Source organism: Brevundimonas sp. AVps31 (assembly GCF_058681355.1).
This window is the reverse complement of record NZ_CM178736.1, coordinates 2,400,247-2,426,123: the sequence shown is the minus strand read 5'-3', so window position 1 is coordinate 2,426,123 and position 25,877 is coordinate 2,400,247. Positions and strand designations below refer to the sequence as shown.

General features: G+C 68.7%; 32 protein-coding genes. 13 read left to right on the top strand and 19 right to left on the bottom strand.

Annotated features, from left to right (window positions below):
* Positions 1 to 22 precede the first annotated feature (22 nt).
* On the bottom strand, positions 23 to 805 hold the full coding sequence (locus tag ACW174_RS11845) for a hypothetical protein (protein WP_492014627.1): 783 nt from the start codon (positions 803 to 805) through the stop codon (positions 23 to 25).
* Positions 802 to 1,566: a class II aldolase/adducin family protein gene (locus ACW174_RS11840; RefSeq protein ID WP_492014626.1), complete on the bottom strand. Its 765-nt coding sequence runs from the start codon at positions 1,564 to 1,566 to the stop codon at positions 802 to 804. Before ACW174_RS11840 ends, ACW174_RS11845 begins: the two co-directional genes overlap by 4 nt.
* A 160-nt stretch (positions 1,567 to 1,726) precedes the next feature.
* On the opposite strand from ACW174_RS11840, the gene ACW174_RS11835 reads away from it, so the two are divergent.
* The 3 genes from ACW174_RS11835 to ACW174_RS11825 all read left to right on the top strand — a co-directional run bounded on the left by ACW174_RS11835 (position 1,727) and on the right by ACW174_RS11825 (position 4,227).
* Positions 1,727 to 2,869 carry a DUF2336 domain-containing protein gene (locus tag ACW174_RS11835; RefSeq protein ID WP_492014625.1) on the top strand — a complete coding sequence of 381 codons (1,143 nt, stop codon included), beginning with the start codon at positions 1,727 to 1,729 and terminating at the stop codon, positions 2,867 to 2,869.
* Positions 2,870 to 2,900: 31 nt separating this feature from the next.
* On the top strand, positions 2,901 to 3,683 hold the full coding sequence (locus ACW174_RS11830) for an NAD kinase (RefSeq protein ID WP_492014624.1): 783 nt from the start codon (positions 2,901 to 2,903) through the stop codon (positions 3,681 to 3,683).
* A 67-nt stretch (positions 3,684 to 3,750) separates the two neighbouring features.
* Positions 3,751 to 4,227, top strand: a complete 477-nt coding sequence (locus ACW174_RS11825) for an Hpt domain-containing protein (protein ID WP_492014623.1) — start codon at positions 3,751 to 3,753, stop codon at positions 4,225 to 4,227.
* Between the two features lie 63 nt (positions 4,228 to 4,290).
* On the opposite strand, the gene spbR is transcribed toward ACW174_RS11825, so the two are convergent.
* Together spbR and ACW174_RS11815 are read right to left on the bottom strand one after the other, a co-directional pair.
* Positions 4,291 to 5,430 carry a SpbR family protein gene (spbR, locus tag ACW174_RS11820; protein ID WP_492014622.1) on the bottom strand — a complete coding sequence of 380 codons (1,140 nt, stop codon included), beginning with the start codon at positions 5,428 to 5,430 and terminating at the stop codon, positions 4,291 to 4,293.
* 78 nt (positions 5,431 to 5,508) lie between these two features.
* Positions 5,509 to 6,309, bottom strand: a complete 801-nt coding sequence (locus ACW174_RS11815; protein WP_492014621.1) for a transglycosylase SLT domain-containing protein — start codon at positions 6,307 to 6,309, stop codon at positions 5,509 to 5,511.
* A 169-nt stretch (positions 6,310 to 6,478) separates the two neighbouring features.
* Between ACW174_RS11815 and ACW174_RS11810 the strand changes: the two genes are divergently transcribed.
* On the top strand, positions 6,479 to 7,225 hold the full coding sequence (locus tag ACW174_RS11810) for an energy transducer TonB family protein (RefSeq protein ID WP_492014620.1): 747 nt from the start codon (positions 6,479 to 6,481) through the stop codon (positions 7,223 to 7,225).
* On the opposite strand, the gene ACW174_RS11805 is transcribed toward ACW174_RS11810, so the two are convergent.
* Together ACW174_RS11805 and ACW174_RS11800 are read right to left on the bottom strand one after the other, a co-directional pair.
* Positions 7,194 to 8,231 carry an NAD(P)/FAD-dependent oxidoreductase gene (locus ACW174_RS11805; RefSeq protein ID WP_492014619.1) on the bottom strand — a complete coding sequence of 346 codons (1,038 nt, stop codon included), beginning with the start codon at positions 8,229 to 8,231 and terminating at the stop codon, positions 7,194 to 7,196. The genes ACW174_RS11810 and ACW174_RS11805 overlap by 32 nt on opposite strands.
* 86 nt (positions 8,232 to 8,317) lie before the next feature.
* Positions 8,318 to 10,162 (bottom strand): phosphoenolpyruvate carboxykinase (GTP), encoded by a 1,845-nt coding sequence (locus ACW174_RS11800; protein ID WP_492014618.1) that lies wholly within the window; start codon positions 10,160 to 10,162, stop codon positions 8,318 to 8,320.
* A 208-nt stretch (positions 10,163 to 10,370) separates the two neighbouring features.
* Between ACW174_RS11800 and ACW174_RS11795 the strand changes: the two genes are divergently transcribed.
* A complete protein-coding gene (locus ACW174_RS11795; RefSeq protein WP_492014617.1) occupies positions 10,371 to 11,006 on the top strand; it encodes a DUF938 domain-containing protein in 636 nt (211 codons plus the stop codon).
* A 28-nt stretch (positions 11,007 to 11,034) separates the two neighbouring features.
* A complete protein-coding gene (locus ACW174_RS11790; protein WP_492014616.1) occupies positions 11,035 to 11,793 on the top strand; it encodes a pseudouridine synthase in 759 nt (252 codons plus the stop codon).
* Here ACW174_RS11790 and ACW174_RS11785 read toward each other — a convergent pair.
* A complete protein-coding gene (locus ACW174_RS11785) occupies positions 11,790 to 12,320 on the bottom strand; it encodes a dihydrofolate reductase family protein (protein ID WP_492014615.1) in 531 nt (176 codons plus the stop codon). The genes ACW174_RS11790 and ACW174_RS11785 overlap by 4 nt on opposite strands.
* A gap of 1 nt (position 12,321) precedes the next feature.
* Positions 12,322 to 12,996: a glutathione S-transferase family protein gene (locus ACW174_RS11780; protein ID WP_492014614.1), complete on the bottom strand. Its 675-nt coding sequence runs from the start codon at positions 12,994 to 12,996 to the stop codon at positions 12,322 to 12,324.
* 80 nt (positions 12,997 to 13,076) lie between these two features.
* On the opposite strand from ACW174_RS11780, the gene ACW174_RS11775 reads away from it, so the two are divergent.
* Positions 13,077 to 13,517, top strand: coding sequence for a MarR family winged helix-turn-helix transcriptional regulator (locus ACW174_RS11775; RefSeq protein ID WP_492014613.1), 441 nt, complete (start codon positions 13,077 to 13,079; stop codon positions 13,515 to 13,517).
* Positions 13,518 to 13,849: 332 nt separating this feature from the next.
* Here ACW174_RS11775 and ACW174_RS11770 read toward each other — a convergent pair whose 3' ends face one another.
* A complete protein-coding gene (locus ACW174_RS11770; protein ID WP_492014612.1) occupies positions 13,850 to 14,593 on the bottom strand; it encodes a glutaredoxin family protein in 744 nt (247 codons plus the stop codon).
* A 70-nt stretch (positions 14,594 to 14,663) separates the two neighbouring features.
* Between ACW174_RS11770 and ACW174_RS11765 the strand changes: the two genes are divergently transcribed.
* From ACW174_RS11765 to ACW174_RS11755, 3 genes are all read left to right on the top strand, one after another.
* The gene (locus ACW174_RS11765; RefSeq protein WP_492014611.1) at positions 14,664 to 15,050 is read left to right on the top strand and encodes a MerR family transcriptional regulator; all 387 of its coding nucleotides are present in this window, start codon (positions 14,664 to 14,666) and stop codon (positions 15,048 to 15,050) included.
* A gap of 221 nt (positions 15,051 to 15,271) precedes the next feature.
* The gene (locus ACW174_RS11760; protein ID WP_492014610.1) at positions 15,272 to 15,940 is read left to right on the top strand and encodes a hypothetical protein; all 669 of its coding nucleotides are present in this window, start codon (positions 15,272 to 15,274) and stop codon (positions 15,938 to 15,940) included.
* A gap of 39 nt (positions 15,941 to 15,979) precedes the next feature.
* Positions 15,980 to 16,453 (top strand): surface-adhesin E family protein, encoded by a 474-nt coding sequence (locus ACW174_RS11755; protein ID WP_492014609.1) that lies wholly within the window; start codon positions 15,980 to 15,982, stop codon positions 16,451 to 16,453.
* Between the two features lie 6 nt (positions 16,454 to 16,459).
* Here the strand turns inward: ACW174_RS11755 and ACW174_RS11750 are convergent, their stop codons facing one another.
* Both ACW174_RS11750 and ACW174_RS11745 read right to left on the bottom strand, forming a co-directional pair.
* Positions 16,460 to 16,771: a GIY-YIG nuclease family protein gene (locus tag ACW174_RS11750; RefSeq protein ID WP_492014608.1), complete on the bottom strand. Its 312-nt coding sequence runs from the start codon at positions 16,769 to 16,771 to the stop codon at positions 16,460 to 16,462.
* A 285-nt stretch (positions 16,772 to 17,056) separates the two neighbouring features.
* Positions 17,057 to 17,392: a low molecular weight protein tyrosine phosphatase family protein gene (locus ACW174_RS11745; RefSeq protein WP_492014607.1), complete on the bottom strand. Its 336-nt coding sequence runs from the start codon at positions 17,390 to 17,392 to the stop codon at positions 17,057 to 17,059.
* Positions 17,393 to 17,427: 35 nt separating this feature from the next.
* Between ACW174_RS11745 and ACW174_RS11740 the strand changes: the two genes are divergently transcribed.
* Positions 17,428 to 17,994: a hypothetical protein gene (locus ACW174_RS11740; RefSeq protein WP_492014606.1), complete on the top strand. Its 567-nt coding sequence runs from the start codon at positions 17,428 to 17,430 to the stop codon at positions 17,992 to 17,994.
* Between the two features lies 1 nt (position 17,995).
* Here ACW174_RS11740 and ACW174_RS11735 read toward each other — a convergent pair whose 3' ends face one another.
* The 8 genes from ACW174_RS11735 to crcB all read right to left on the bottom strand — a co-directional run bounded on the left by ACW174_RS11735 (position 17,996) and on the right by crcB (position 24,932).
* Positions 17,996 to 19,528: an acyl-CoA carboxylase subunit beta gene (locus ACW174_RS11735; RefSeq protein ID WP_492014605.1), complete on the bottom strand. Its 1,533-nt coding sequence runs from the start codon at positions 19,526 to 19,528 to the stop codon at positions 17,996 to 17,998.
* Between the two features lie 190 nt (positions 19,529 to 19,718).
* A complete protein-coding gene (locus ACW174_RS11730; RefSeq protein WP_492014604.1) occupies positions 19,719 to 20,021 on the bottom strand; it encodes a winged helix-turn-helix domain-containing protein in 303 nt (100 codons plus the stop codon).
* On the bottom strand, positions 20,018 to 20,464 hold the full coding sequence (locus ACW174_RS11725; RefSeq protein ID WP_492014603.1) for a hypothetical protein: 447 nt from the start codon (positions 20,462 to 20,464) through the stop codon (positions 20,018 to 20,020). Before ACW174_RS11725 ends, ACW174_RS11730 begins: the two co-directional genes overlap by 4 nt.
* Before the next feature lie 213 nt (positions 20,465 to 20,677).
* Entirely contained in the window at positions 20,678 to 21,439 is a 762-nt protein-coding gene (locus ACW174_RS11720) for an ATP12 family chaperone protein (RefSeq protein ID WP_492014602.1), read from the bottom strand.
* Between the two features lie 14 nt (positions 21,440 to 21,453).
* Positions 21,454 to 22,134, bottom strand: a complete 681-nt coding sequence (locus ACW174_RS11715; protein ID WP_492014601.1) for an HAD-IA family hydrolase — start codon at positions 22,132 to 22,134, stop codon at positions 21,454 to 21,456.
* Complete coding sequence (locus ACW174_RS11710) at positions 22,131 to 23,465, bottom strand: putative 2OG-Fe(II) oxygenase (protein ID WP_492014600.1); 1,335 nt, start codon at positions 23,463 to 23,465, stop codon at positions 22,131 to 22,133. Before ACW174_RS11710 ends, ACW174_RS11715 begins: the two co-directional genes overlap by 4 nt.
* A gap of 25 nt (positions 23,466 to 23,490) precedes the next feature.
* Positions 23,491 to 24,474: an RluA family pseudouridine synthase gene (locus tag ACW174_RS11705; protein WP_492017272.1), complete on the bottom strand. Its 984-nt coding sequence runs from the start codon at positions 24,472 to 24,474 to the stop codon at positions 23,491 to 23,493.
* A 71-nt stretch (positions 24,475 to 24,545) separates the two neighbouring features.
* Positions 24,546 to 24,932, bottom strand: coding sequence for a fluoride efflux transporter CrcB (crcB, locus tag ACW174_RS11700; protein ID WP_492014599.1), 387 nt, complete (start codon positions 24,930 to 24,932; stop codon positions 24,546 to 24,548).
* A 47-nt stretch (positions 24,933 to 24,979) separates the two neighbouring features.
* Here crcB and ACW174_RS11695 point away from each other — a divergent pair, with 47 nt between their 5' ends.
* Positions 24,980 to 25,324 carry a hypothetical protein gene (locus ACW174_RS11695; RefSeq protein ID WP_492014598.1) on the top strand — a complete coding sequence of 115 codons (345 nt, stop codon included), beginning with the start codon at positions 24,980 to 24,982 and terminating at the stop codon, positions 25,322 to 25,324.
* Positions 25,325 to 25,334: 10 nt separating this feature from the next.
* Positions 25,335 to 25,733, top strand: coding sequence for a hypothetical protein (locus tag ACW174_RS11690; protein WP_492014597.1), 399 nt, complete (start codon positions 25,335 to 25,337; stop codon positions 25,731 to 25,733).
* Positions 25,734 to 25,877 lie beyond the last annotated feature (144 nt).

Genomic DNA, 25,877 nt, shown 5'->3' with positions numbered 1-25,877 from the left:
TCTGGACGACGGCTTGTCGCAGTCAGAAGCGTCGCCAGACGCCGATCACGGGGCCGGACGCGTTCGGCGTTTCCCGTCCGGTCAGGGTGGTGCGCCAGCCGCCCTGAACGTTCCATCGCCCGAAGCGCCGGACCAGCGAGGTCTCCAGCGACAACCAGCGCGCGCCACCATTGTCGGCCTCGCCGCCATAGGCCTGATTGAGCAGCATCCAGTTGTCGCCGTAGTGGGCGCCCAGCGTCGCATCGACCCGTGTCTCGTCCGGCAGACCGCTGCGGAACCGGCGCGCGACCTCCAGCGTCACGAAGCCGCCGGTGGATTTGGTCGGGAGCCATTTCGGCATGCCGAAGGCGTGGCCGACCTGGGCCCGAACCTCCCAGTCCTGCCCGCCGACGCCGGGGGCCGCATAGCCCGCATTGCGCCCCTCCCCGCCGTCGGCCACGCCGCCGTACAGCGCCAGGGCTGTGTGATCGTCGCGCCAGACCTGCCAGTTGAGCCCGACCTCCAGTGGTCCCCGCCCCTCGTAGTCGACGAAGGCGTCGCTGCCCGACTGCCAGTCGCCCTTGACCCGGACCGTCAGGCGGGAGGTGAGGCCGTATTCGGTGAAGACGGACCAGACCGTATCGCGTCGCTCGGCCGGCAGGGGCGCGGCGACGCCGTCGGGATCGAACCCCTCGCTGGCCCGCATGTCCTCATATTTGACGATGATCTGCCCATCGCCCTTCGGCAGGGTCCAGGGACCGGCGACAGCCGGGGCGGCGACCGCGAGGGCCGCCAGCGTCAGCAGCAGCCCCCCGGCCGGCTTCAAGTGTCGTAGCCGGGCGACTTCCTGTCGAGCATACGCAACGCGCCCGGCCAGGCGAGGGCCGAAATGAAACCGATGCCGCGACCCTGTTCTTTCGTCTCGGCCTGTGCGGCGTCGGGCGCGAACAGCACATGCTCGCGTCCGCCGGACAGGGCGGCGACCTGCTGGGCGCAGGCGCGCTCCAGGAAGAAGATGCCGATCCAGGCCTGCGCCGCCGTCTGGCCGACCGCCAGGGTGCCGTGGTTGCGCAGCAGCATCAGCGGCTTGTCGCCGAGATCCGCCACCAGCCGCTCGCGCTCGTCGTGGTTCAGCGCCAGCCCCTCATAGCCGTGGTAGGCGACCTGATGCTGCAGCAGGCAGGCGTTCTGGCCGATCGGCAGCAACCCCTCCTGCTGCGCCGCCACGCCCACGCCCGCGACGGTGTGCAGGTGGATGACGAAATGTGCGTCCTCGCGGGCCCCGTGAATGGCCGAGTGGATGGTGAAGCCCGCCGGATTGATGAAGTTCTCGGTCTCCTGAACGATGTTGCCGTCCAGATCGACCTTCACCAGACAGGAGGCCGTCATCTCCTCGAAATACCAGCCGTACGGGTTGATGAGGAAGTGATGCTCCGGTCCTGGAACGCGGGCCGACACGTGGGTGAAGATCATGTCGTCCCAGCCGTGCAGGGCGACCAGACGATAGAGGGCGGCCAGTTCGACCCGCACCTTCCATTCCGCTTCTGAAACCTTCGACCGGATCGACGTGATCGCACCGTCAGCCATGACTGTTTCCTCTGCCGTCTTGTTCGTCGGCCTGTTCTGGAGGCGCACGCTCGCGCCAACGTTGATCTGCGTCAAGATTCAGGTTCCGTTAACCGCGTCTTAGTTAGCGGCCCCTTAGCGTAACTGTAGCCGATGCTCCGTCGGCGCGCCGGAGGCGTGAGTGACCGTGCTCGTCCAGCTTAATCCGTCACGGACTTCGGAAAGCGCGCCGCGCGCCGATGAACTGCTGGCGCTGGCCCGGAACAACAGTCCGGACGCGCGCCAACGGCTGTTGCTGGGCGTCATGGCCCTGTGCGACGCCAGCCCGCCCGACGGCCAGTTGTCGCCGATCCTGGGCGAAATCTTCCTGTTCCTGGCCCGTCAGGCCGAGCGTGACATTCGCAAGGCCCTTGCCGCGCGACTGGCCCACGCGGACTGGGCCCCCACCGCCCTGGTCAATGTGCTGGCGCTGGACGAGATCGAGATCGCCGCCCCCATCCTGGCGTCGAGCCCCGTGCTGCACGACGAGGACCTGCTGCAAATCCTCGTCGAAGCCTCACTGGATCACCAGATCGCCGTCGCCCGTCGCCCCCATATCAGCGGCCGCATCGCCGACGCCGTCATCGACCGCGGCGTGCCCGCCGTGCTCACCGCGCTGGCGACCAACCGCACCGCCCAGATCAGCGGCGAAGGCTTCCGTCGGCTGGTCGATCATTCGCGACGCATCGCCGCCCTGCGCGGTCCCCTGTCGCGCCATCCCGGCCTGACCGAGGCGCTGGCGGAACAGATGTACCACTGGGTCGGCGCGGCCCTGCGCGAGTCGATCAGCACCCGCTTCCAGGTGGACGAGCGCAAATTCGGCGCCGCCGTCTACGACGCCGTGCAGGGCGTCATCCGCAAGGATCGCCCTGAGGAAGCCCCTGACGACACGCCTGAACGTGAGGAGATGGAGCGCCGGCTGGTCGCCAAGCTGCAGGCCGCCGGCCAGTTGAAGCCCGCCCTGCTCATCCGCGCCACGCGGGAAAAGCGGCTCAGCCTCGTCGTGCATGGCCTGTCCGCGCTCAGCGGCTTCACCGTCGGCCAGATCCGGCAGGCGCTGAACGCCCCGACGCCGGAAGCCCTCTACTACGCCTGCGCCTCGGTCGGCATCGACCGGGCCGTCTTCCCCACCCTGCTGGTGGAACTGCGCAAGCTGAACCATGGCCTGCCCGGGGACAACGGCAACCCGATCTGGCAACGCGGCGCCCTGTCGGCGGCCTCCTGCGTCCGCGCCTTCCGCGCGCTGGTGGACCCGGATCCGGGCGAACAACGCATCGCCGTTTGACTTCACCGGTCCGCTCGGCTTGCGTGTGCGGGTGACCTTGCCTTCTGAACCCGCCCTGCGCATCGCCTTCGCCGCCTCGGACCGTCCCGAGGCGCAGGAGGCCCGCGAACGCCTGATCGCCCGCTACGGCTCAGCCCGGGAGGAAGAGGCTGACGTGATCGTCGCCCTGGGCGGCGACGGCTTCATGCTGGAGACCCTGCACACGGTCATGGAGCGTCGCACCCCGGTGTTCGGCATGAACCGCGGCTCGGTCGGCTTCCTGATGAACGACTACGAGGAAGAAGGCCTGCTGGAACGGCTGGGCGACGCCGGTCGCGCCGTCATCCACCCGCTGCAGATGGACGCCTGGACCGAGAGCGGTCAGGTCCACAGCGGGCTGGCGATCAACGAAGTCTCCCTGCTGCGTCAGACCCGCCAGAGCGCCAAGCTGCGGATCAGCGTCGATGACCGCGTGCGGCTGGAGGAACTGTCCTGCGACGGCTGCCTGGTGGCCACGGCGGCAGGGTCGACCGCCTACAACCTGTCGGCCCACGGCCCGATTATCCCGCTGGATTCGCGCGTCCTGGCCCTGACCCCGATCAGCGCCTTCCGCCCCCGCCGCTGGCGCGGAGCCCTGCTGCCACACCAGGCCAAGGTCTGTTTCGAGATTCTGGAGGCCGACAAGCGTCCGGTCAGCGCCACCGCCGACAATTTCGAGGTCCGTCGGGTCGTGAAGGTGGATGTGCGCGAACGCCGCGACATCGCCCTGACCATGTTGTTCGACGCGGGCCGCTCGTTCGAGGAACGGGTGCTGGCCGAGCAGTTCGCCGCCTGATCCCGTGCACGGCTTCTTAAGGTCGCCTGTGCGACCTTGACCGCCAGTCAATTTACGGGAGCGCCCGGTGAGCAACTCGGCCCAGGTCATTCGTCCGCCCAACACCCTTCGCATGAAGGTCGGTGGCGCCTTCGGCGGCATCGACGCCAATGCGATCGCCAAGGCCGAGGAAGCCCTGAAAGCCATGTCGGCCCAGTTCGGCCAGTGGCTGCAGGACGAGATCGTCAAGCTGGACAAGGCCCAGACCGACATCCGCGCGGAGGGCTACAACACCCGGACCGCCGAAGCCCTGTATTTCCGCGCCCACGATCTGAAGGGTCTGGGCACCACCTACCAGTATCCGCTGGTCACCCGTCTGGCCGGTTCGCTGTGCAAGATGATGGATGATCCGGCCAAGCGCATGGCCGCGCCCCTGCTGCTGATCGACGCCCACATCGACGCCATCAAGGCTGTCGTTCGCGACCAGATCCAGACTGACGACCACCCGACCGGCAAGATTCTGGCTGAGACGCTGGAAGCCAAGGTGGCCCAGCACTTCGCTTGATCGACCACATCAAGGATTGTCGTGAACGCCCGCCCTCACCGGCGGGCGTTCTGCTGTCCGCAGTCAGGCGGCGGCGCTGACGCCGCGGGCGGGCAGCGGGGCCTGATCCAGCCGCTCCATCAGATAGGCCAGATCCTCGCGCGGGGCGTTCGGGCGCTGGGTCAGGAAACGCTCCAGCATCTGTTGGCGGAAGGCGTCGTCGGTCGTGTCCACGCCCTCGGCCTGAAGCGCGCGCCAGGTGTCGACGCCGGCGCGGAAGGCCTGGAACAGGCGCGGCGGCAGACCGGCGCGGTCGTAGATGGCCTTCAACCCCAGCGGACCCGCATCGTGGATCATCAGCCACGCCCGCTGGTGCGGCGTCCCGGCCAACTCGGCCAGACCATGCTCGAACAGCGCCATCTGCCCTCGCGCCAGCGCGCGCAGCATCAGCGAACTGGTCAGGGCGCGGCGCGCGTTCAGGGTGGCGACGAACTGGGGCAGGTCCGCATGGCTGTTGGCCTGATCGACCAGATCGACCGTGGCCCGCTCGCGCGCGAAAGACGCCAGACGGATCGCCGTCTCCGGCGCGACCGAGTGGCGGGTGACCAGATGTTCGCGCACGGCCTCGGACGCCAGTTCGACCAGCCGCTCCGTCACCGACAGCGGCAGCACCTGCCGATAGGACAGGGCGGCGATAATCTCGGGCGAGTCCCCGAACCGGTCGACACAACGTCCCAGGGCGGCTTCGGCGATGTCGGCGTTATCGTTGGCGGCCAGGGCGCGCACCGCGGTGTCGGCGCCCACCTCGGCGATGGCGGTGGCGACGTCGCGGCTGACGTTGGGGCGACTGGCCACGGCGGTCTGGCGCACGGCCGAACCGGCCTGCACGATCTCGATCAGGTCCTCGTCCGAAAAGACCGGCGAGAAATTGATCAGCGGCAGGGCCACGCTGTCCACATCGGCGGCCAGACGACGCGCCACGTCGCGCGGGATCAGGTCGGACGATTTCAGCGTCACCGCCATGGCGCGGCGAACCAGTTCGGCCGCGTCATTGGCCAGCAGGCGCAGGATCTTCTGGGCCGCGGCGCGGTCTTCCTCGTCCAGATCGGCCTTGTCCATGCTGCGGCACAGTTTGTGGGCGGCGGACGCGCGCTCGTCATCATCGGCGGCCTTGATCAGGCGGCGAATGTCGATCTCTGTCAGACGGGCGCGATAGGCAGTCATGGGGCGGTCAGATTCCAGCTTTGCGACAGCATCGACCCGGCATCGTTAACGGGCGGTTCACCATGGCCGGATTCGCGCTCAGGCGGTGGAGTTCGTGCCCGGCCCGAAAGCGCCGCCGAAGCCGCCGCCCTTGCCCTCGCCATCCTGCCCCAGCAGCAAGGCCAACAGACTCTGATCCTGCTTCAGGCGGTCCAGCCGCGCCGCCAGCATCTGATCCCGCTCCGACAAGGGCGGCGCGGCGGGGACGCCGTCGCCCGCGCCCGAGGCCGGAGCCCCCTCGCCCGCCGAGCGCTGCAGGTTGGCGTGCACCTCGGCCACGGTGGCGGGGCGCCCGTCGCGGTAGAAGATTGAGCGGTTCGCCGCCGCCGCCTCCGGGAAGATGGCGGCCGCGCTGGAGCCCGGACGGCGATCCATCGCCTCCATCAGCTGCGCTGCGCCCGCGGGACCCAGGAAGTGGGCGGCGTACAGATCTCCCGCCGCCGGTTCACGCCCCGTGCGGCCGCGCAGATAGGCGGCGTTCTGGGCCGTCAGTTCGCCCGCCATGGTCGAGGCGGCCTGGGGATCGAAGCGCAGGTCCAGCACCACGTTGCGGGCCGACCCCTCGACCCGCCAGCGTCCGTCGGAGCCGCGATAGATCAGGTCGGCGTACTGGCCGTAGCCGTGCTTGGCGCCGTGGGCCTTCACCGTGCCCAGCCAGGTCTGTTCAATGAACTGGAACAGGCCCGAGGCCGACGACGTCGGCGCCCGCGCATTGGGGTTCATCGCGCTTTCCCGCCGCGCGGTGCGCACGAGGAAGTCGGCGTCCACACCCGTCGCGCTCGATGCCCGACGAATGGCCGCCTCTACTCCGCCTGACGATGGAATCGCCCTGATGGTCATAAGTGTTAATGCTGGTGAACTCTGGTTAACGAGCTCTTAACGTGATGGGAAAGCCACGTTCTTTCACGTGTCCAATCCCGCCCGACCCTCGCCGCAAACCCGCCCCAAGCGGCGCGCCCCACTGATGTCCGGGACGCTGTGGGGACGGCGAATGACAGGGACGAAGACCATGATGATACGTACTGCCGGCGGGCCCGGAATGGTGAGCCCCATCGACTTCCACGAACGCAAGGGCCGGCGGCTGTCGCGCTCCACCTGGACCGCGATCGGTCTGGTGGCGGCGGCGCACGTCGGGGTGGGCATGGCGCTGTACTATCAACGCTTTGAAATGCCTCAGCCGATCACGCAGGCCGAGGAGCGGATCACCGGCACGATCCTGGATCTGACGCCCCCGCCCCCGATCAAGCCGGAGGTCGCCGAGCGTGAGCCGCTGGCGCCCAATCCGCCGCTGCACCAGACCGACAGCGTGCCGGTGAACACCGAGGTCCTTCATGCCAGCGTCAGCGACGAGGCCAAGCCGACCGGCAGCACGACCCTGACGTTCGACACGCCGGTCCGCGAATCTGTGGATGACGCCAAACCCGCGCATCAGCCGCAGCCGGAACAGCCACCCGCGAGCCTGATCCGCAACCCGAGCTGGGACCGCCAGCCGACGGCGGAGCAGATGATGCGGGCCTATCCGGGCCGCGCTCTGGACCGGGGCGTGGCCGGGTCGGTGGCGCTGAACTGTCTGGTTGAGTCCAGCGGCGTGGTCTCGGGCTGCGCTGTCACCGGCGAAACGCCGGCAGGCAACGGCTTCGGCCAAGCGGCCCAGCGTCTGTCGCGCTTCTTCAGGGTCAATCCCCGCACCGTGGACGGGGCGGCGGAAGGGTCCCGGGTCGTGATCAACCTGCGCTTCGTGCCGCCGGCCGATTAACGAACCGGAGGGGCGAGAGGGCCGCGGCGTCCGCAAGAGGCGCGCAGCCCTCAAGTCCGTCGGCCACGATCCGCCCGACCATCGGCCCCAGCAGCCAACCGTTACGGCGGGGCGCCAGGGCGAGGAACAGACCCGGCGCGCCGGTCGATCCCGCGAGGGGCAGGCCGTCAGGCGACGCGCCGCGGATGCCGACGCGCGGCGCGCCCGCTTCTCCGTCGCCGCCGGTCAGCCCCCGGCCGTTGGCCGCCTGTTTCGCCGCCATCTCCATGTCCGGCTCCAGCCCGCGCTGGCCTGACTGCATGGTGGCCCCGCACAGGACGCCGTCCGCCGTCGGGGTCGCATAACCGCCCGGCCCCCGCAGCACGCGTCCGGGCGCCGCGCCTCGGAGAGGCGTCAGCTGCCCCCGGATCGGCTCGATCCCATTGACCAGCTGCATCACGTCGTCAGGCAGGCCCTCCAACGCCGCCGCCGCCCCGGTCGCCAGCACCAGCGCAGGCGCGGACCAGCGCCGACCGCCGTCGGCGACCACCGTCCAGACGCCGTCCGCTTGAGACAGGCGTTGCGCGATGGCCGTGATCCGGGTCACGCCCGCCGCTCGGGACAGGACCGCCAGGGCAGCCTGCGCCTCGATCCGCCAGTCGTCGGGGGTGAACAGACCCTGCGCCACGCGCTCGGCGGCGAAGCCCAGCGCGTGCAGGCGATCCAGGGCGGCGTCGGGATCGTCCCCGCGCCACTCCGCGCCGTCCTGATGCAGGGTCAGGCCATGGCGGCTGGCGAAGGCGGGCCACAGGTCGCGCCCGCGTTTCAGCACGGCCGCATGGTCCGGCGACAGGCCGTCGATCAGGCTCTCCATCGCCGGCGCGAGCATCCCCGCCGCCGCGCTCGAAGCATTCGGCCCGCCGGGATCCAGCACGACCACCGCCTGACCGCGCGCAGCCAGTTCGGCGGCGCTGGACAAGCCCAGCACGCCTGCGCCGATGACGATCACATCAGGGGAAGAAGACACGGCGGGTCACATCGACCCGCCGTGTCTCTTTTGCAAGGGCGCTAACGCTCGCGACCCGGTCGCTCGCGGCTTGAGCGCGGGTGGCGCTACTCCGCCGCGATGGCGGCGGCGCGGCTATCCTCGATACGGGCGGTCAGGGCCGCGTGCTGGTCCCACAGGGCCTGGGGCAGACGCTCGCCGAAGGTGGCGTAGAAGTCGGGGATCAGCGCCGCCTCCTCGGCCCAGACGTCGGCGTCGACCGTCAGCAGGGTCGACAGGTCGGCGTCCGACAGGGTCAGGCCCGACAGGTCCAGGGCATCGACCGACGGCACCCGGCCGACGGGGGTGTCCACGGCCTCCGCCTCGCCGTCCAGACGTTGCGAAATCCACTTCAGCACGCGGGCATTGTCGCCGAAGCCCGGCCAGATGAACTTGCCGTCCTCGTTCTTGCGGAACCAGTTGACGAAGTAGAGCCGCGGCAGCTTCGACGCGTCCGTCTTGCCACCCATGGCCAGCCAGTGGGCGAAATAGTCGCCCATGTTGTAGCCGCAGAAGGGCAGCATCGCGAACGGGTCGCGGCGCAGTTCGCCGACCTTGTTCTCGGCGGCAGCGGTGCCTTCCGAGGCGACCGTCGAGCCCATGAAGACGCCGTGCTCCCAGTCGAAGGCTTCCGTCACCAGCGGTACGGCGCTGGCGCGACGTCCGCCGAACAGGATGGCGTCGATCGGCACGCCCTTGGGATCTTCCCACTCCGGCGCGATGGTCGGGCATTGGTGGGCGGGGGCGGCGAAGCGGGCGTTCGGATGGGCGGCGGGCTCGCCCGAGGCCGGGTCGTGGCGCGCGCCCTTCCAGTTGGTCATGCCGGCGGGGGCGTCCTTCGTCAGTCCCTCCCACCAGACGTCGCCGTCATCGGTCAGGCCGGTGTTGGTGAAGACGGTGTTGGAGGCCAGGGTCGCCAAGGCGTTCTGGTTGGTGTTGCGGCTGGTGCCCGGCGCAACGCCGAAGAAGCCCGCTTCCGGGTTCACGGCGTACAGGCGGCCGTCGTCGCCGAAGCGCATCCAGGCGATGTCGTCACCGACCGTCTCGGCCTTCCAGCCGGGAATGGAGGGCTGGAGCATGGCGAGGTTGGTCTTGCCGCAGGCCGAGGGGAAGGCGGCGGCGATGTATTTGGCGCGGCCCTTCGGATCGGTCAGCTTGAGGATCAGCATGTGCTCGGCCAGCCAGCCCTCGTCGCGGGCCATGACGGAGGCGATGCGCAGGGCGTAGCATTTCTTGCCCAGCAGGGCGTTGCCGCCGTAGCCCGAGCCGTAGGACCAGATCTCGCGCGTCTCGGGATAGTGGACGATCCACTTGTCCTCGTTGCAGGGCCACGGCACGTCGGCTTCACCTTCAGCCAGCGGCGCGCCGAGCGTGTGCACGGCGGGCACGAAGACGCCGTCGTCGCCCAGCACGTCCAGCGCCGGCTGGCCCATGCGGGTCATGATGCCCATCGACACGGCGACATAGCCGCTGTCGGTGATCTCGACGCCCAGGGCGCTGATCTTCGAGCCCAGCGGCCCCATCGAGAAGGGCACGACATACATCGTCCGCCCGGCCATGCAGCCGTCGAACAGCCCGTCCATCCGCGCGCGCATCTCGACCGGGTCGGCCCAGTTGTTGGTCGGACCGGCGTCGGCCTGATCGGCCGAGCAGATGAAGGTGCGGCTCTCGACGCGGGCGACGTCCCTGGGGTCGGAGGCGGCGTAGTAGCTGCCGGGGCGCTTGACCGGGTCCAGCGCCTTCAGCGTGCCCTTGTCGATCAGGTCGGCGACAATCTCCGCCTTCTCGGCTTCCGAGCCGTCGCACCAGTGGACGTGCGCCGGTTTGGTCAGGGCCGCGATCTGCTCGACCCAGGCGATCAGGCCGGCATGGCGGGTCGGGGCCGGGTGAAGGCCGGGAATGGACTGGGTCACTTGGCGTCTCCTGAACCGTTCAGCCCGGCGATCTACGTCGCCGTGGCCGTCCCCTCGCGTGCAATCACGCAATGTTTCAGTCGCGGAATGACACCGAAGGGCGAGGGTCGTCAACCGGCGCAAATTTCGACCTCCCGCGCAGGCTCGCCGACACCCGCGCCGCACATTTCCGGTCGCGATCCGGGCCGGAGCGGGCTATCGGGCGACCATGCAGACGATGGACCCGATCATCTCCACACCCACGGGCGGCCGGACCTCCCCGTCCGCGGCGCGCAACACGGCGCCGATCCTTTCGGCGCTCAAGGCCCACCTGCCCGCCCGGGGCCGGGTGCTGGAGATCGCCGCAGGGGCGGGCCAGCACGCCGTCGCCTTCGCCGCCGCCCTGCCCGATCTGACGTGGACGCCCAGCGACCCGTCGCCAGAGGCCCGCGCCAGCATCGCCGCCTGGGCCGCGCAGGCGAACCTGCCCAACCTTCAGGCCCCGCTCGCGCTCGACATGACCGATGAGGCCGGATGGCCCGCCGATCCGGTGGACGCCGTCCTGTGCGTGAACATGATCCACATCAGCCCCTGGGCGGCGACCGAGGGGCTGATGCGGCTGGCGGGCCGAACCCTGCGCCGTCCCGGCGGCCTGCTGGTCCTGTACGGCCCCTATCGCGAAGCGGAGGTCGAGCTGGCGCCGTCCAATGTTGAGTTCGATCTCAGCCTGAAGAGCCGCAACCCCGACTGGGGCCTGCGCGAGCGCGACGCCGTCGCGGCCGAGGCGAAGACGGCGGGGCTGGCCCTGACGCAGCGGATCGAGATGCCGTCGAACAACATCATGCTGCTGTTCCGGGCGGTTTGATCGCCCGGGACGTGCTAGAGGCCGCCGCATGAGTTTCACGAAGACCTATGACGGCGCCGAACCCGTCCGCATCAACAAGTGGCTGGGACAGACGGGGGTCTGTTCACGGCGCGAGGCCGACGCCCTGATCGCCGACGGTCTGGTGTCCATCGACGGCGAGGTGGTGCGCGACGCGGGCCGCAAGCTGGAGCCCGGCCAGACCCTGACGCTGAACGACACGGCCACGGCCCAGCTGGCCGAGGGCATCACCGTCGTGATCCACAAGCCGACCGGCTACGTCTCGGGCCAGCCGGAGCCGGACAAGCTGCCGGCCATCCGCCTGATCAGCGCGGGCACCCAGGTCGGGCCGGGCGAGGTTCCGGGCGACATCTCCCTGCCCCCCATCGGCCGACTGGACGAGGATTCGCGCGGCCTGCTGATGCTGTCCTCGGACGGGGTGGTGGCCAAGGCGGTGATCGGGCCGGAGTCCGACCTCGACAAGGAATATCTGGTCCGCGTGACCGGCGACATCACCGAGAAGAAGCTGAAGATCCTGCGCCACGGCCTGATGCTGGACGGCCGCCAGCTGAAGCCGGCCTATGTCAGCCGGATGGAGTCGCAGCGACTGAAATTCATCCTGCGCGAAGGCCGCAACCGCCAGATCCGCCGCATGTGCGAGATGGTCGAACTGGAGGTCACCGACCTTCTCCGCGTCCGCATCGGCCCGCTGAAGCTGGACAACCTGCCCGAGGGCAAATGGCGGATGCTGACGGCCGAGGAGCGCGACGCGCTGGTCCGGAGCCGCTAGGCCGGCACATAGGTCAGCAGGATGGCGTCATCCCCGATCCGCTCGCTGTCCACCAGCCGGAGCCGCGGCCGCGGACCGGCGAAATAGGGCCTGCCGCCGCCGGTCACATAGGGGTGCAGATAGATGCGGTAAGCGTCGATCAGGCCCAGGTCCCCCAGGCTCTTCGCCAGTTCCGGGCCGCCGACCTCGATCTCGCCCTCGACCTCGGCCTTCAGCGTGCGGACCGCCGCTTCGACGTCGTGGGAGATCAGGGTGGCGTTGGGGCCGACGGAGGTCAGGGTGCGTGAAACGACCCATTTCGGGTGGGCGCGCCACGCCTCGGCGAACTCGCGCTCGTCCGCCGACCATTCCGGATGGTCCTCGTCCCAGTAGGCCATGATCTCGTACAGACGGCGGCCATAGAGACTGCCGGCCTGGCCGCGCACCTGATCGATGAAATGACGGAACAAGACGACGTCGGGCGCGAAGGCGTCGTGGTCCACATAGCCGTCCAGCGACTGGTTCATGCCGAAGATGAGGCGCGCCATCTCAGGCGCCGCCGACCAGCGCGGGGTTCTTCGCCTCCGCCGCCCTGAACGGCTTCAACTGATCCGCCAGCGCGCGCCTGAAGGCCGGACGGGCCTCGTTGCGGACCACATAATCCCTCAGCCCGGGGAAGTCGGCGACGATGTCGGTGTGACGCAGGTCGCGCAGCACATGGGTCATCAGGATGTCGGCGGCGCTGAAACGGTCGTTGGCGAACCAGCGGCGGCCGCCGAGCGCGGTCTGCAGATCACCCAGTCGCTTGCGCACAAAAGCCTCGACCTCAGGCCGGCGGGCCTTAGCCCAGTCCTTGTCGGCGTTGAACAGGTCGATGGTCGCCAGTTCGGCGACACAGGGCTCGACGCTGTTCATGGCCGCGAACAACCAGGTCATGACCATGGCGCGCCCCGCGTCGTCGGCGGGCATCAGCTGATCGGAGTTCTGGGCGATCCACAACACGATGGCGCCGCTCTCGAACATCTCGACCCGGTCGTCCCGGTAGGCCGGAACCTGGCCGAACGGCTGCATGGCCCGGTACTCGGCGGTGGCCTGGTCCTCGAATCCGATCAGCCGGTCGTCATAGCCCAGCCCGGCCTCCTCCAGCGCCCAGCGGACCCTTAGGTCGCGGACCGAGCCCTGGGCGAAGGGCGGCACCCATTTGAAGGCGGTGACCTGGATCATGGGGCGTTCCTTCCACGCTGCCGGCGCCGTCCGCGCCGCTTCATTGACGAATAGGTTGATATCAAACTATCCACAACGCCATGTCAAACGTCCCCGCCGCCTTCGCGACGACCCTGCACATCCGTGACCACTGCCTGTGCCTGCATGCGCAGCGGGCGGCGCGGGCGCTGTCGCGCCGGTTCGACGAGGCGTTCCGGCCGTTCGGGATCACCAGCGGTCAGTTCTCGCTTTTGAACAGCCTGAACCGCCCCGCCCCGCCGACCATCGGTCAGGTGGCGGACACCCTGGCCATGGACCGCTCCACCGTGACGGCCAATCTGAAGCCGCTGGAGCGGCTGGGGGCGGTGATCACCACCGTCGATCCGCAAGACCGGCGGGGGCGTCGGGTGGCCCTGACCGGAGCCGGCCGCGCCTTGCTGGCGCAGACCACCCCGATCTGGGTGGCGGAGCATGCAAGGGTCGAGGCCGAGCTGGTCGGCGGCGGCGACGCCCTGAGAGCGGGCCTGCGTCAGCTGGTCTGAGGCTCAGACCCGGGCCCCGGGCGGCGCGCGCCGGAGCAGTCTGCGGACGGCAGTTCCCATATGGGCCAGACGGACGGCGCAGCCCTCCGTCAGTCCTCGCGCGGGCAACGGTTTGGGACTGCGGCACAGGCACATGTAGCAGGTGAACGGGCGGTCGCTCTCCAGCTCGATCCGCGTCCGCCAGTCGGCCTCGCAGCACTCCGGGCAGCGCACGCGAACCGCCCCCTCCAATCCTCGCATCCACATGGTCAACGACCTACTCTGGCTACAAAAACGGTCATTACTCGCTATACGTGTATCAGAAATGCGCTGATTCGCTGACGTCGTCGCGCCTAATGTCCCGCGGCCAGCATCCAGACCGCCATGCCGATCATCATCAGGTTTTCGGTCAGGGAGACGAAGCCGAGCGGGACATTGGTCGAGCCGCCGACGCAGGCGCATTTCAGATGACGCCTGTCGATGTAGACAGCCTTGAAGACCGACAGCGCGCCAATGCCGCCGATGACGAGCGCCACGGGGGCCGACACCACCGTCAGTATGCCCGCCAGCATCAGCACCCCGGCCCCCAACTCCAGGAAGGGATAGAGGTAGCCGTAGGGCGGCCATTTCTGCGCCAGGAGGTCGTAGTTCAGGAACATGGTCGAGAATTTCTCGACGTCCTGCAGCTTGAGCATCGCCAGCAAACACATGGCGATAGCGATGAAGGTCGGCAGCAGTCCGGACAGCACCGGTCCGTCCTTCAGCCAGACCACCGGCAGGGCGATCAGCAGCGCCACGGCGAAGACCACGAGCACCGGGACGTAACTGGTGGCGCCGGGCTCCGCCACCCGCTGACCGAAGAAGCGGCGCAGGTCGTCGTAGCCGCCCACCCGCTTGCCGTCGATGAAGGTCTGGGGCGTCGTCTTCACGTCATGGTCGGACTTGAAAGCGTCGGTCGCCTCGCGCGTCTCCAGCCAGCGGTCCTCGACCGCATAACCCTTGCGTTTCAGCAGCCACAGCGCCTTGCGGCCATAGGGACAGACATGGTCGGGCATGACCATGCGGTAGAGGACAGCGGTCTTTTCAGGGTCTGACATCGGAATCTCCAGCTTGCCGACAGAGGGCCGCACCCTATGTGGGGTCCGTACCATGGTACGGAGTCAAGACATGAGAGATCTGACCATCGGCGGACTGGCCCGTGTGGGCGGCGTGGGGGTGGAGACCGTCCGCTATTACCAGCGCCGCGGCCTGTTGGAGACGCCGTCCGGTGATGGTGGAATCAGGCGCTACGGCGCGGCGGAGGCGCGGCGGCTGCGGTTCATCCGTTCGGCCCAGACGGCGGGTTTCACCCTGGAGCAGATCGCCGAACTGCTGGCGCTGGATTCAGGGCAGGACCGGGCGCGGGCGCGGGAGTTGGCGAAGGTCCGGCTGACCGAGCTGGACGCGAAGATCGCCGAGCTGGAGACGGCGCGCGCCGCGCTGCGTCGGCTGGCGAACGCCTGCGGCGAAGGTGGCGCGGGCCCCTGCCCGATCATCACCGCGTTCGAAGGGTGAGCGACCAACAGGGTGCAAAGAGCGCAATCGGCGTGCTCGGACGGATGCGATCGTCAAAGACCTGAAGCCGGCAGTTCAGCGGGCCGATGCGTCAGGATTGAACGCTTGCGTCATGCGCCTTGACCTTGATCATCCTCGTACTCGTCGTCCCGACCGGAAACCTCGGGATGACGACGGCGACCGGTCCGCGCTAACCTCCCCCCATGCCAGGGAGCAACCCCATGAACGTCCTGACCATCCTGCGGTCCGTCGAGGAACTGCTGTACGAGGTCATGTCGTGGCTGCTCTTCTATCCGCGGACGCTGGTCATGACGCTGCGGCATCCGCTGAAGACGATGCGTTATTCGGACAGTGAGCAGCGCGACAAGCCGGACCAGCAGTATCTGGAAACCCTGAGCCCGCCCCTGTTCCTGGTGCTGAGCATCCTGCTGGCGCACGGGCTGGAGGTGATTTTCGGCTTCAGGGTCGAAACCGGCCAGAACACCCTCGGGCGTCTGGTCGCCTCCAGCGACCAGAACCTGCTGGCCTTCCGGGCGCTGATGTTCAGCCTGCATCCGCTGATCTTCGCCTGGGCCTGGCTCAAGCTGTCGAAGCACAAGATCGACCGCGACAGCCTGCGCCCGCCCTTCTTCGCCCAGTGCTACCTGTCGGGCGCCACCTCCATCCTGGTCAGCCTCGGCTCGCTGGGGGTGCAGGACCCGGCGCTGTGGACCACCCTGTCGGGCGCCGCCATCGTTGTGGCCGCCAGCATCTGGTACGTCTCGATCCAGAGCCGGTGGCTGATGACGGTGCAGGGCGGGATGAGCCGGCCGCGGGCCTGGGCCTGGTCGATCGGCCTGTTCCTGCTGACCACCGGGCTGGTGGTCGCCGCGAACGCGCTGGTGGAGTGAGCGATTGCCGCCAGCGGCAGGGCGGGCCACTGTCGCCTGATGATCGTCGCCCTGTTCGCCCTCGCCCTCTCGTCGACGCCCCAGGCCGCGCCCGCTCCGACCGCCCCGACCGCCATGAGCGAGACCGCGCTGCGCACATGGGTTGAGCGCACGGTCCGGACCGATGGCTGGGTCATCCTCGCCGCCGATCAGATGGCGGTGGCCCTGGGTCAGGCGCCGGGCGTCACGCGCGACGGCGAGATCGTCACCGCCACCGTCCGGCATGAGTACTACGCGCCGTTCGAGATCGGCGGCTTCACCACCCGCTCCAACCGGCAACGCCGCCAGCTCGACTGCGCGGGCCTGCGTCAGCGGACGGTCGAGATGACCCTCTACGCCGGCAACAACCTGACCGAGGCGCTGGAGGCCCGCGCCTTCCCCGACGCCGAATGGACGGCGACGACGCCAAACTCGGTGTCCCGCACCGTGCTGGAGCGGGCGTGCGCCGCCGCGCGGGGGAGGACGGGGTGGTGAGGACCGTCAGCCGGCCTCCCGCAGCACATCGGGATAGAGGTCGGCCCAATGCGGGTTCGTGTCCTCGATCAGCGCGAACTTCCAGGGCCGCAGCCACCGCTTGATCCGCTTCTCGCGCACGATGGCCTGATCGACGTAGCGATGCCGTTCGTACCAGACGAGCCGATCCGTCCCGCGTTCGCGACTGTAGCCGTCGATCTGGCCATGCCGGTGCTCGTCTATCCGACGGATCAGGTCGTTGGTCATGCCGACGTACAGCCAGCCGCAAGGGCCGCTGGCGACAATGTAAACCCAGTAGCTCTGGTCCGGGTCACGCATTATGCAACCTTAGGACGCACGTTCGCGAGCCTGCAAGCGGAACCTCTTGTCATCCCGGCCGAAGCGAAGCGGAGAGCCGGGACGGCGTGACGCCCCTCCCATCCCGCCCGGAAACTGCGGAGCAGTTATCCGGGCGACGGCCGGCCGTGATCTTGATCAGCACAGTGTGCGAGCGGAACCCTGCTTCCGGCTCAGCCCGATGGGCTGTCCGGAAGAGATAGTTTTTGTTCGGCCCCGTCCCGGCTCTCCGCTTCGCTTCGGCCGGGATGACAAGCGCGAAATCCCTCATCCCCGGGGAAGATGAGGCCCCACCTTCTTCTCCAGCAGCGCCAACAGTTCGGGCTGCATGAAGGCGTAGTCGTCAGGGATGTCGAGGCAGATGACGCGGGCGCGCTTGAGGTGAGCCTTGAAGCGGCGCTGCAGCCGCGCCCGGTGCGCCTTCTCCATGACGAAGATGAGGTCGGCCCACTCCACCAGCTCAGCGGAGCATTGCTCCTCCGCATCCGGCGCCAGCCCGGCGGAGGCGGTCTCGACGCCGGAGCGGTTGGCGAACACCTGCTCGGCCGTGGGGGAGCGGAGGCGGTTGCGGGAGCAGAGGAAGAGGAGGTTGGCGAAAGCCATAGCTACACCATAAGGTCGACGGACAGGAGACGTGAATGGACCTGGGTTGGCGAGAGCACTTTTCGGAGATCGTGATCCCCGCGTGGCAGGCTTACCTCGGCGCGGAGAATGAACTCACTGCAGCAAGAAGGGCTAACGACCAGACCGCTCTTCGAGCGGCAAAGCTCAAAGCGTTGCGCGAAGGCGGAGCGGCAACGTTGTATCTGCACCACTTCGTTGAGATCGTGGTCGCGGAGTCCCCAGCGTGGCTACCCAAAGTGAAAGACTATCGCGCTGCACAGGATTGGCTGGAGGGATTTTGCTTTGCTCTCCGTTCAGAGACCCCCTCCAAAGATGTGCGGCTTCTGGGCGACGTTGCCGACGCCCTCAAGCACTCACGACTCAGAAGCGCTGAGCGGACTGTCTCTTCGCGCGATGCAGTTCTAGCCGTGGAGTCTGGCTACGGGGAGGTTCCCTACGGCGAGGGTAAGTACGGCGGGACCGACCAAGTTCTGATCCTCGCAAAAAGCGGAAAGCGCCCCCTGTCCACAGTTCTTCAAAATGTAGTGGATGCTTGGCGACGCGTGGCTGGCCTAGAACTTCCCCCAATTAGCGAAGCCTGAGCTACAGCGGAATATTATCGTGCTTCTTCCACGGGTTCTCCTGCACCTTCCCCTTCAGCGTCCGTAGCGCCTTGATCAGTCTCCGCCGCGTCCCGTGCGGCATGATCACGTCGTCGATGTAGCCCAGCGAGGCCGCCACGAAGGGGTTGGCAAACCGTTCCTTGTACTCGGCCTCCCGCGCCGCCAGCGCCTCCGGGTCGCCGGCCTCCTTGCGGAAGATGATCTCGACCGCGCCCTTGGCGCCCATGACGGCGATCTCGGCGGTGGGCCAGGCATAGTTTACGTCGCCGCGCAGGTGTTTCGACGACATGACGTCATAGGCGCCGCCATAGGCCTTGCGGGTGATCAGGGTCAGCTTGGGCACGGTGGCCTCGGCATAGGCGAAAAGCAGCTTGGCGCCGTGCTTGATCAGGGCGCCGTACTCCTGACGGGTGCCGGGCATGAAGCCGGGCACGTCGACCAGCGTCACCAGCGGAATGTCGAAGGCGTCGCAGAAGCGGACGAAGCGGGCGGCCTTGCGGCTGGAGTCGATGTCCAGCACCCCCGCCAGCACCTGGGGCTGGTTGGCGACGATGCCGACCGACTGGCCGTCCAGACGGCCGAAGCCACAGATGATGTTGCGGGCGAAGTCGGCGCCGATCTCGAAGAACTCGGACTCGTCGACCGTCTTCAGGATCAGCTCCTTCATGTCATAGGGCTGGTTCGGATTGGCCGGGATCAGGGTGTCCAGCGACGCCTCATCCCGCTCCGGATCGTCATAGCTGTCGCGGACCGGCGGCTTCTCGCGGTTCGACAGGGGCAGGAAGCCGATCAGGCGGCGGACCTCCGACAGGGCCTCCAGATCGTTCTCGAAGGCGCCGTCCGAGACGCCGGACTTCTTCGTATGGACCGAGGCGCCGCCCAGGTCCTCGTGCGTCACGACCTCGTTGGTGACCGTCTTCACCACGTCGGGGCCGGTCACGTACATGTAGGAGGTGTCCTTCACCATGAAGATGAAGTCGGTGATGGCGGGCGAGTAGACGTCGCCGCCCGCGCACGGCCCCATGATGACGCTGATCTGGGGGATGACGCCCGAGGCCAGGGTGTTCTGCAGGAAGATGTCGGCATAACCGGCCAACGACTCGACGCCCTCCTGGATGCGGGCGCCGCCGGCGTCGAACAGGCCGATGATCGGCGCGCCGGTGGTCAGGGCCATCTTCTGCAGCTTGACGATCTTGGCCGCATGGGCGCCCGACAGCGAGCCGCCGAAGACGGTGAAGTCCTTGGAGAAGACATAGACCAGCCGCCCGCCGATGGTCCCCCGCCCCGTCACCACGCCGTCGCCGGGGATGCGCTGCTTCTCCATGCCGAAGTCGTGCGAGCGGTGCTCCACGAACATGTCGGTCTCCTCGAACGAGCCCTCGTCCAGCAGGACCTCGATCCGTTCGCGCGCGGTCAGCTTGCCCTTGGCGTGCTGGGCCGCGATGCGGGCTTCACCCCCGCCCATACGGGCGGCCGCGCGGCGGGATTCAAGCTGGTCGAGGATGGTGTTCATGAGGCGTCTCCTTGGGGCGGAGGCTTAAGGAGACGCGGGCGGACTGGCAAGCGGGACCCCTCCAGCATGCTTCGCATGGTCCCCCTCCCCATCTTCGATAGAGAGGTGAGGGTCGCGGTCACCTCTCCACAAAGTGGGGAGGTGGCGCGGCGCGTCTTCGCGCCGTGACGGAGGGGGCGAACCCGCGCGACTACGAAGCAGCAACCATACCCGCCAGCCTCTGAAGCTCCGCCACATGCGCCGCAAAGGCCTTCTTGCCGGGGCCCGTCAGATTGAGCCAGGTCCGTTGGCGACCGTCGAAGGGCGCCTTGGTCAGGGCGACGTAGCCCGCCTCCTCCAGCTGTTTGATGTGTTTGGACAGAACCGAATCCGACACGCCGATGCGGTCGCGGATCATGGCGAACTCGGCATTGTCGACGCCTGAGAGAATGGCGCAGATCTGCAACCGGCCCGGGGCGTGGATAACGGGATCGAAGACCGGGACAGGGCTCATCGCGGCGCCTCCACCAGTTCCTTACGCCACAGATGCATCCAGATGCGGCTGCCGACGATGGCGGCGACGAAGCCGAGGCCGCCCGAGACCATGAACAGCCAGTCCGGACCGACCACGCGCCCGTACAGCGACAGGCCGATCAGGCCCAGAAAGACGCCCCCCAAGCCGAAGGCGGCCCAGCGGGCGCGCCGGGGCGAGAAGCCGCTGACCCACCAGCCGTAATGTTTGCGCCAGCTCACCACCATGAAGGCGAGCCCCGCCATGGCGACCGGCAGCGCGACGAAGGACCACGGCCGGGGCATGCCCTGCCCCGCCACCAACAGACCGCAGACGGCGCCGTAAAGCAGGTCGTAGGCAATCGGATAGTGGGGCGGCGGCGCGACGCTGCTGCGCGCGGCCTTGATGGCGGCCAAGGCCTCCTGCGGGGTGGGATCCTGCGTCACGGCGAACTCCTTATTTTCCAATACGGAAAGAGTAGGCGTCACTTTCCATATTGGCAAGTGGAAACTTTCCGGATTGGAAAGTAACCCCTCCACCATGCTTCGCCCAAAGGCTCGCATAGTCCCCCTCCCTACTGCGTGGAGAGGTGAGGCTGGAGATCACCTCTCCATGCAGTGGGGAGGTGGCTCGGCGGCGAAGCCGGCGAGACGGAGGGGTCAGCCCTCCAGCACGCGGAACCACCGGTCGAACAGGGCGGCCTCGGCGCGGCGGGCGGCGGTGCGAGTGGCGTTTTCCTCGTCCACGCCCCAGCGCGATTCCTGGAAGGCCTCGTCGATGCGGGACAGGTCATAGGCCAGTTCGCCAGACACCTCGCCGCGCTGCACCGCCAGCCCCAGCACGGCCGAACCCAGCAGGGGCACGAGCGCGGCCAGTCCGGTCAGGGCGAAGTCGTCCAGCGCCAGCGCCAGCTCGCGGACGCGGGCCACGGCGGCGGGGTCCTGCGATCGGTGGGTGACGCCCTCGGCGACCTCAAGCGGCACGCCCAGATCCCGCGCCCACACCAGCCACGCCCCCCACTCGCGCGCCTGCTGGGCGACCAGCGAGCCGGGCGCCTCGGCGGGATAGCAGAGCAGGTCGGTCCCGGCGTAGGCGGCGAGTTCCTCGGCCACGGCCTCGCGCACCTGACTGACCCGGTCGATGGCGGTGGAGGCCAGACGGGTGGCGGGCATGGTCCCGGGGTCGATGAACTCGCCTTGCGCCGCCCATTCGTCGGCGACCAGTTGCGCGGCGGCCTGCGTCGGCAGGGTCAGTTTCGCATGGCCCGGGGTCTTTGGCGTTCGCCCGTCGAGGGTGACGCTCCAGCCCCCCTCCCCTTCGGCCACATCGACCGCCGTCCAGAAACGCTTCAGCCGCTCCTCGGACTCGCGAAAGCCCTTGCGGGCGGCGACCATGGGATCGAGGGGGGGAATGTGGCTCATCAGATCTCTCGAAATCAGGCGTAGGTCCGGGCGAACCCGTCCAGCACCACGTTCAGCTCGCCGAAGCTCCTGGCCACATGGCGGGCGCCGCCGGCGATCTGTTCCTCGGGCGTGTGAAAGCCCCAGCCGACGCCCAGCGGCAGGACGCCCGCCTTGACGGCCATGGTCGCGTCATGGGCGGTGTCGCCGATCATGACGGTCGAGGCCGGGTCAGCCCCGCAGGCGGCCATGGCGGCGTGGAGCATGGCGGGGTCCGGCTTGCCGGGCCCGTCCTCGGCGCAATGGCTGGAGAGGAACAGGTCGGCCCAGCCCTGACGCGCCAGATTGCGGGCGACGCCGCGGCGGTTCTGGCCGGTCGCCAGCGCCAGCCGCCAGCCATCGCGGTGCAGGCGGCGCAGGTGGTCCATGGCGCCGTCATACAGCGGCTCCTCGTGCCCCTCGGCATACATCCGGTTGAAGCTGGCGCGGAAGCCGGCGACGAAGCGGGCCAGCCCCCCGGCGTCCAGCCCCGGCTCCAGCACCGCCATCGCATGCTCCAGCGACAGGCCCACGATCATGCGGACCCGGTCATACTCCGGCTCGGGCAGGCCCATGTCGCGCGCGGCCTCGCAGGCGGCGCGGTGGATGGAGGCGCGACTGTCAACGAGCGTCCCGTCGATATCGAACACGGCGAGCGGGCGGGCGGAGGAGATCATGCGGGTACGACGTCGAAGGCTACGGTCAGGCGAGGTCGGTCGCCCGTAAACGGGACGGTGCCATGCCACAGATAGGAGGGGAAAAGCACCAGCTTGCCCGGCTCGGGCTTCTCGAACCGCTCGGGGGGGAAGACCTCGGGGGCGAAAGGCGCGCCGCCGAAGCCGAGCCATCCCTGATGGCCACCCGCCTCAACGACGGCCGGGACCTCGATGTAGCAGGCCGACGACAGCCAGCCGTTGGGATGCACATGGGGGGCGTGGAAGCCGCCCGGCGCCAGCTGGACCGACCAGCAGCCGGCCATCCGCCAGGCGCCGGTATTGCGGGCGCGCAGGGGATCGGCGCCGACGCCCAGCGCCGCCACGTGCCGGCTGATCGGGCCCTGGACCGCGCCCAGAAAGGACTGGATCACCGGATCCTCGCTGGCCTTCAGATCGACCGCCGTCTGGGTGCCGTGACGCAGGCTCTGCCCCAGCGGGTGGGTCCGCAGGCCGTGGAGCCGCCGCAAGGACCCGGCCAGATCGGACAGAAAGGACGGCAGATCCGGCCAGCCGGCGGGGGTGTCGATGACATGGGCCTGAACCAGGTCCAGATCGTCCGACGGACGTCCGGCCAGCCGCCGGGCGAGGCCGGCGAGCGACAGCACGGCCTGATCGGCGGGGAAGCGCTCCGTCAGCGGCTCGATCAGGGCCAGGGCCTCGTCCGTGTCCCTCCGGGCCAGCCGCACCTCGGTGAGCCGCAACCAGGCCCGCAGGTCGGCGGGGGCGAGAGACGTCGCCCTCACCGCGTGGACAAGCGCCTGATCCGGATCGAAGGCCAGGGCGGCGTGGGCGGCGGCCAGCTCGATCTCCGGATGCGTCGGGACCCCGGGGCCGGTCAGGGTGCGCCAGACGGTCCGGGCCTCGGCGCCCGTATAATCCATCAGCGTGGCGCGAAGCAGGTGAAGGGCCGGGTCGGCGGGCGTTCGGGCCAGGGCCTCGCGCACCGGCGCCATGGCCCGTTCGCCGTCCGCCGTCCGCATCCAGATGAGCTGGGCCAGATCGCGGACGGCGTCGATGTAGCCGGGCCGCCGGGCCAGCGCCGCGCGATAGGCCACGTCCGCCTCGTCATGCCGGCTCTGGGCCAGCAGGGCGCGCGACAGGACCAGCCAGGTCTCGGGCGCGTCGCCGCCCTTGGCGAAGGCCCGGCGGGCGGCCGCCTCGGCCTCCGCGGACCGTCCGAGGTCGCCCAGCAGGGCCGCCAGATTGTGTTCCGCGACCGCGCTGGTCGGGCGCGCGGCCACCGCCGCGAGGCGCTCGACCAGGGCCGCGGGTTCTGGCGACGACGGCGTCATGTCAGCCTGCTGTTGCGATCGCGGCTCACCGCTGGCGCCTTACGCCTTCGAACGGATCGTCGCCGTCGGCCTCATGCGGGTCGAAGCCAAAGTGGGCGAAGCCGGCCTTCATCTCGGGGCTCAGCGGCGCCGTGACGACCAGCTTGCCGCCCGACGGGTGGTCCAGCTCGATGCGGTGGGCGTGGAGCTGCAGTTTCAGACCGCCCGACAACTCCTTCGATTTCTCATCACCGTATTTGTGGTCGCCCAGGATGGGATGGCCGATGGCCGCCATATGGGCGCGCAGCTGGTGGGTCCGGCCGGTGAAGGGGCGCAGCGCCATCCAGCTGGCCCGGTGGGCGGCGCGGCTGAGGGTGGCGAAGGCGGTCTCGGCCGGCTCGGCGCGCGGGTCCTTGCGCTCGGCCGGGCGCATCATCTCGAAGTCGTTGATGCCGGTCTTCTTCAGCGGCATGTCGATCTGGCCCGCGCCCGGCTTGGGGTTGCCGATGACGATGGCCCAGTAGGTCTTCTTGGCCTGACGGCGGGCGAAGGCGCCGGCCAGCCGCTTGGCCGCCTCCGGCCCCTTGCCGAGCAGCAGCACGCCCGAGGTGTCGCGGTCGAGGCGGTGCACCAGACGCGGCCGCTCCATCCCCTCGCCCCAGGCGCCCAGCAGACGGTCGACGTGGCGACTGGTCTTGGTGCCGCCCTGCACGGCCAGGCCGTGCGGCTTGTTCAGGGCGATGACCATGTCGTCTTCGTAGATGACCATGGATTTGGCGAAGCGGATGTCCTGTTCCGACAGGGTGTGGGCGTCGCCGGCCTGACGCGAGGTGTCGTCGGGGATCGGCGGCACGCGCACGGCGGCCCCGGCGGTCAGGCGACCCTCGGGCTTGATGCGGGCGCCGTCGACGCGGATCTGGCCGCTGCGGGCCATCTTCTGCACCTGGATATTGGACAGGTGGGGCCAGCGCCTGCGGAACCAGCGGTCCAGCCGGATGCCGTCCTCGGCCTCGGCGACGTAGATCGTCAGGACTTCGCGCTTGGGGGCGTCCTTGGGCGCGTCGGCCTCGTCGCCGTCGGCGGGGTTGTAGTTTTCGTCAGTCAAATTGCGGCTCCGAAGACGCGGCGGGCCAGCATCAGGCCGAGGAACAGGGCGGTGATCGAAACGACCACCGAAACGGCGACATAGCCCGACGCCATGGCGAACTGACGGCGCTCGATCATCAGCGCCGTCTCCAGGGAGAAGGCGCTGAAGGTGGTGAAGCCGCCCAGAACGCCGACGGCGGCGAACAGGCGCAGCGTCTCGCCCTGCGCCCCGCCCCGCAAGGCCAGCCAGCCGGTCAGCAGACCCATCAGCAGGCCGCCGAGGACATTGGCCGCCAGCGTCGGCCACGGCCAGCCGCCCGTCACAGGCAGCAACCGTCCCAACCCGTACCGGGCCATGGCGCCCAGCGCCCCCCCGGCGGCAACGATGAGAAAACGTGTCATGCTGCGGGGCTTATAGCGGTTTACCGGCTTTGTTGAGGGTTTGAGGAATGATCGTCGCTGCGCTTCTGGCTGCGCTTGCCCTGTCGCAGGAGCCCGCAACTCCAGAACCCGCCGAAACGACCCTGACAATCGAGGCCGTCGGGCCACAGCCCGAATTCGATTCCGGCTATCTACTCGTGACCTTTTGGGTAACCGGTCGGACCGAAAGTGGGCAAGAGTCCAGGCACTATGTGGTTTACATGGGTCAGCCTCTGATCCCTGTCGGCGCACGCTGTACGCTCCGTTCAGGTCTTACGCAGATCGACTATGTGGCCGGTGAGACGAGCAATTTCCGAGAACCGCAGCCGGCGGTCATCAGCTACGACTGCGGCGACATTCATTTCTCTGCTTAAGGCCGGCGACGTGCAGTTCTTCATCGCAGTCGCACAGATCGCCGGCCTGCTGGCGGGAGGCTGGTTGATCGCGCTCGGGGTCTGGATGGCCGCATATCCGGACCGGGCGCTGTCGGCGCTCGCCGCTATGGGCGGCAGTCCTGTAGTCCACTTCGGAGAGATGATCACGCGGCTGCTGATCGGGGCGGCGCTGGTGGCGGCAGGCCCGGCGTCGCGGTTTCCGCAGGTGATTCCCCTGCTCGGGTGGTTCCTGATCATCTCCGCGCTGGTCCTGATGGCCCTGCCAAGGCGCTGGCATGCCGCCTATTCGACTTGGTGGGCCGCGCGGATCCCGGTCGCCGCCGTCCGGGTCGTCGCGGCTTTCTCCATGATCGGCGGCGCGGCGGTGATCTGGGCGCTCTCGCCCTGAGCCGTCCCGCCTAAATCAAACTTCACTTGCCGCCGCACACGGTTAACGGCGATAGCCGAACGGCGGCGCTCGCGTCGTGAGAGAACGCCGTCCGCCCGGCGGCGTGATCTGCCATAGTGCCGGGCCTCGAGACTCAAGGGACCG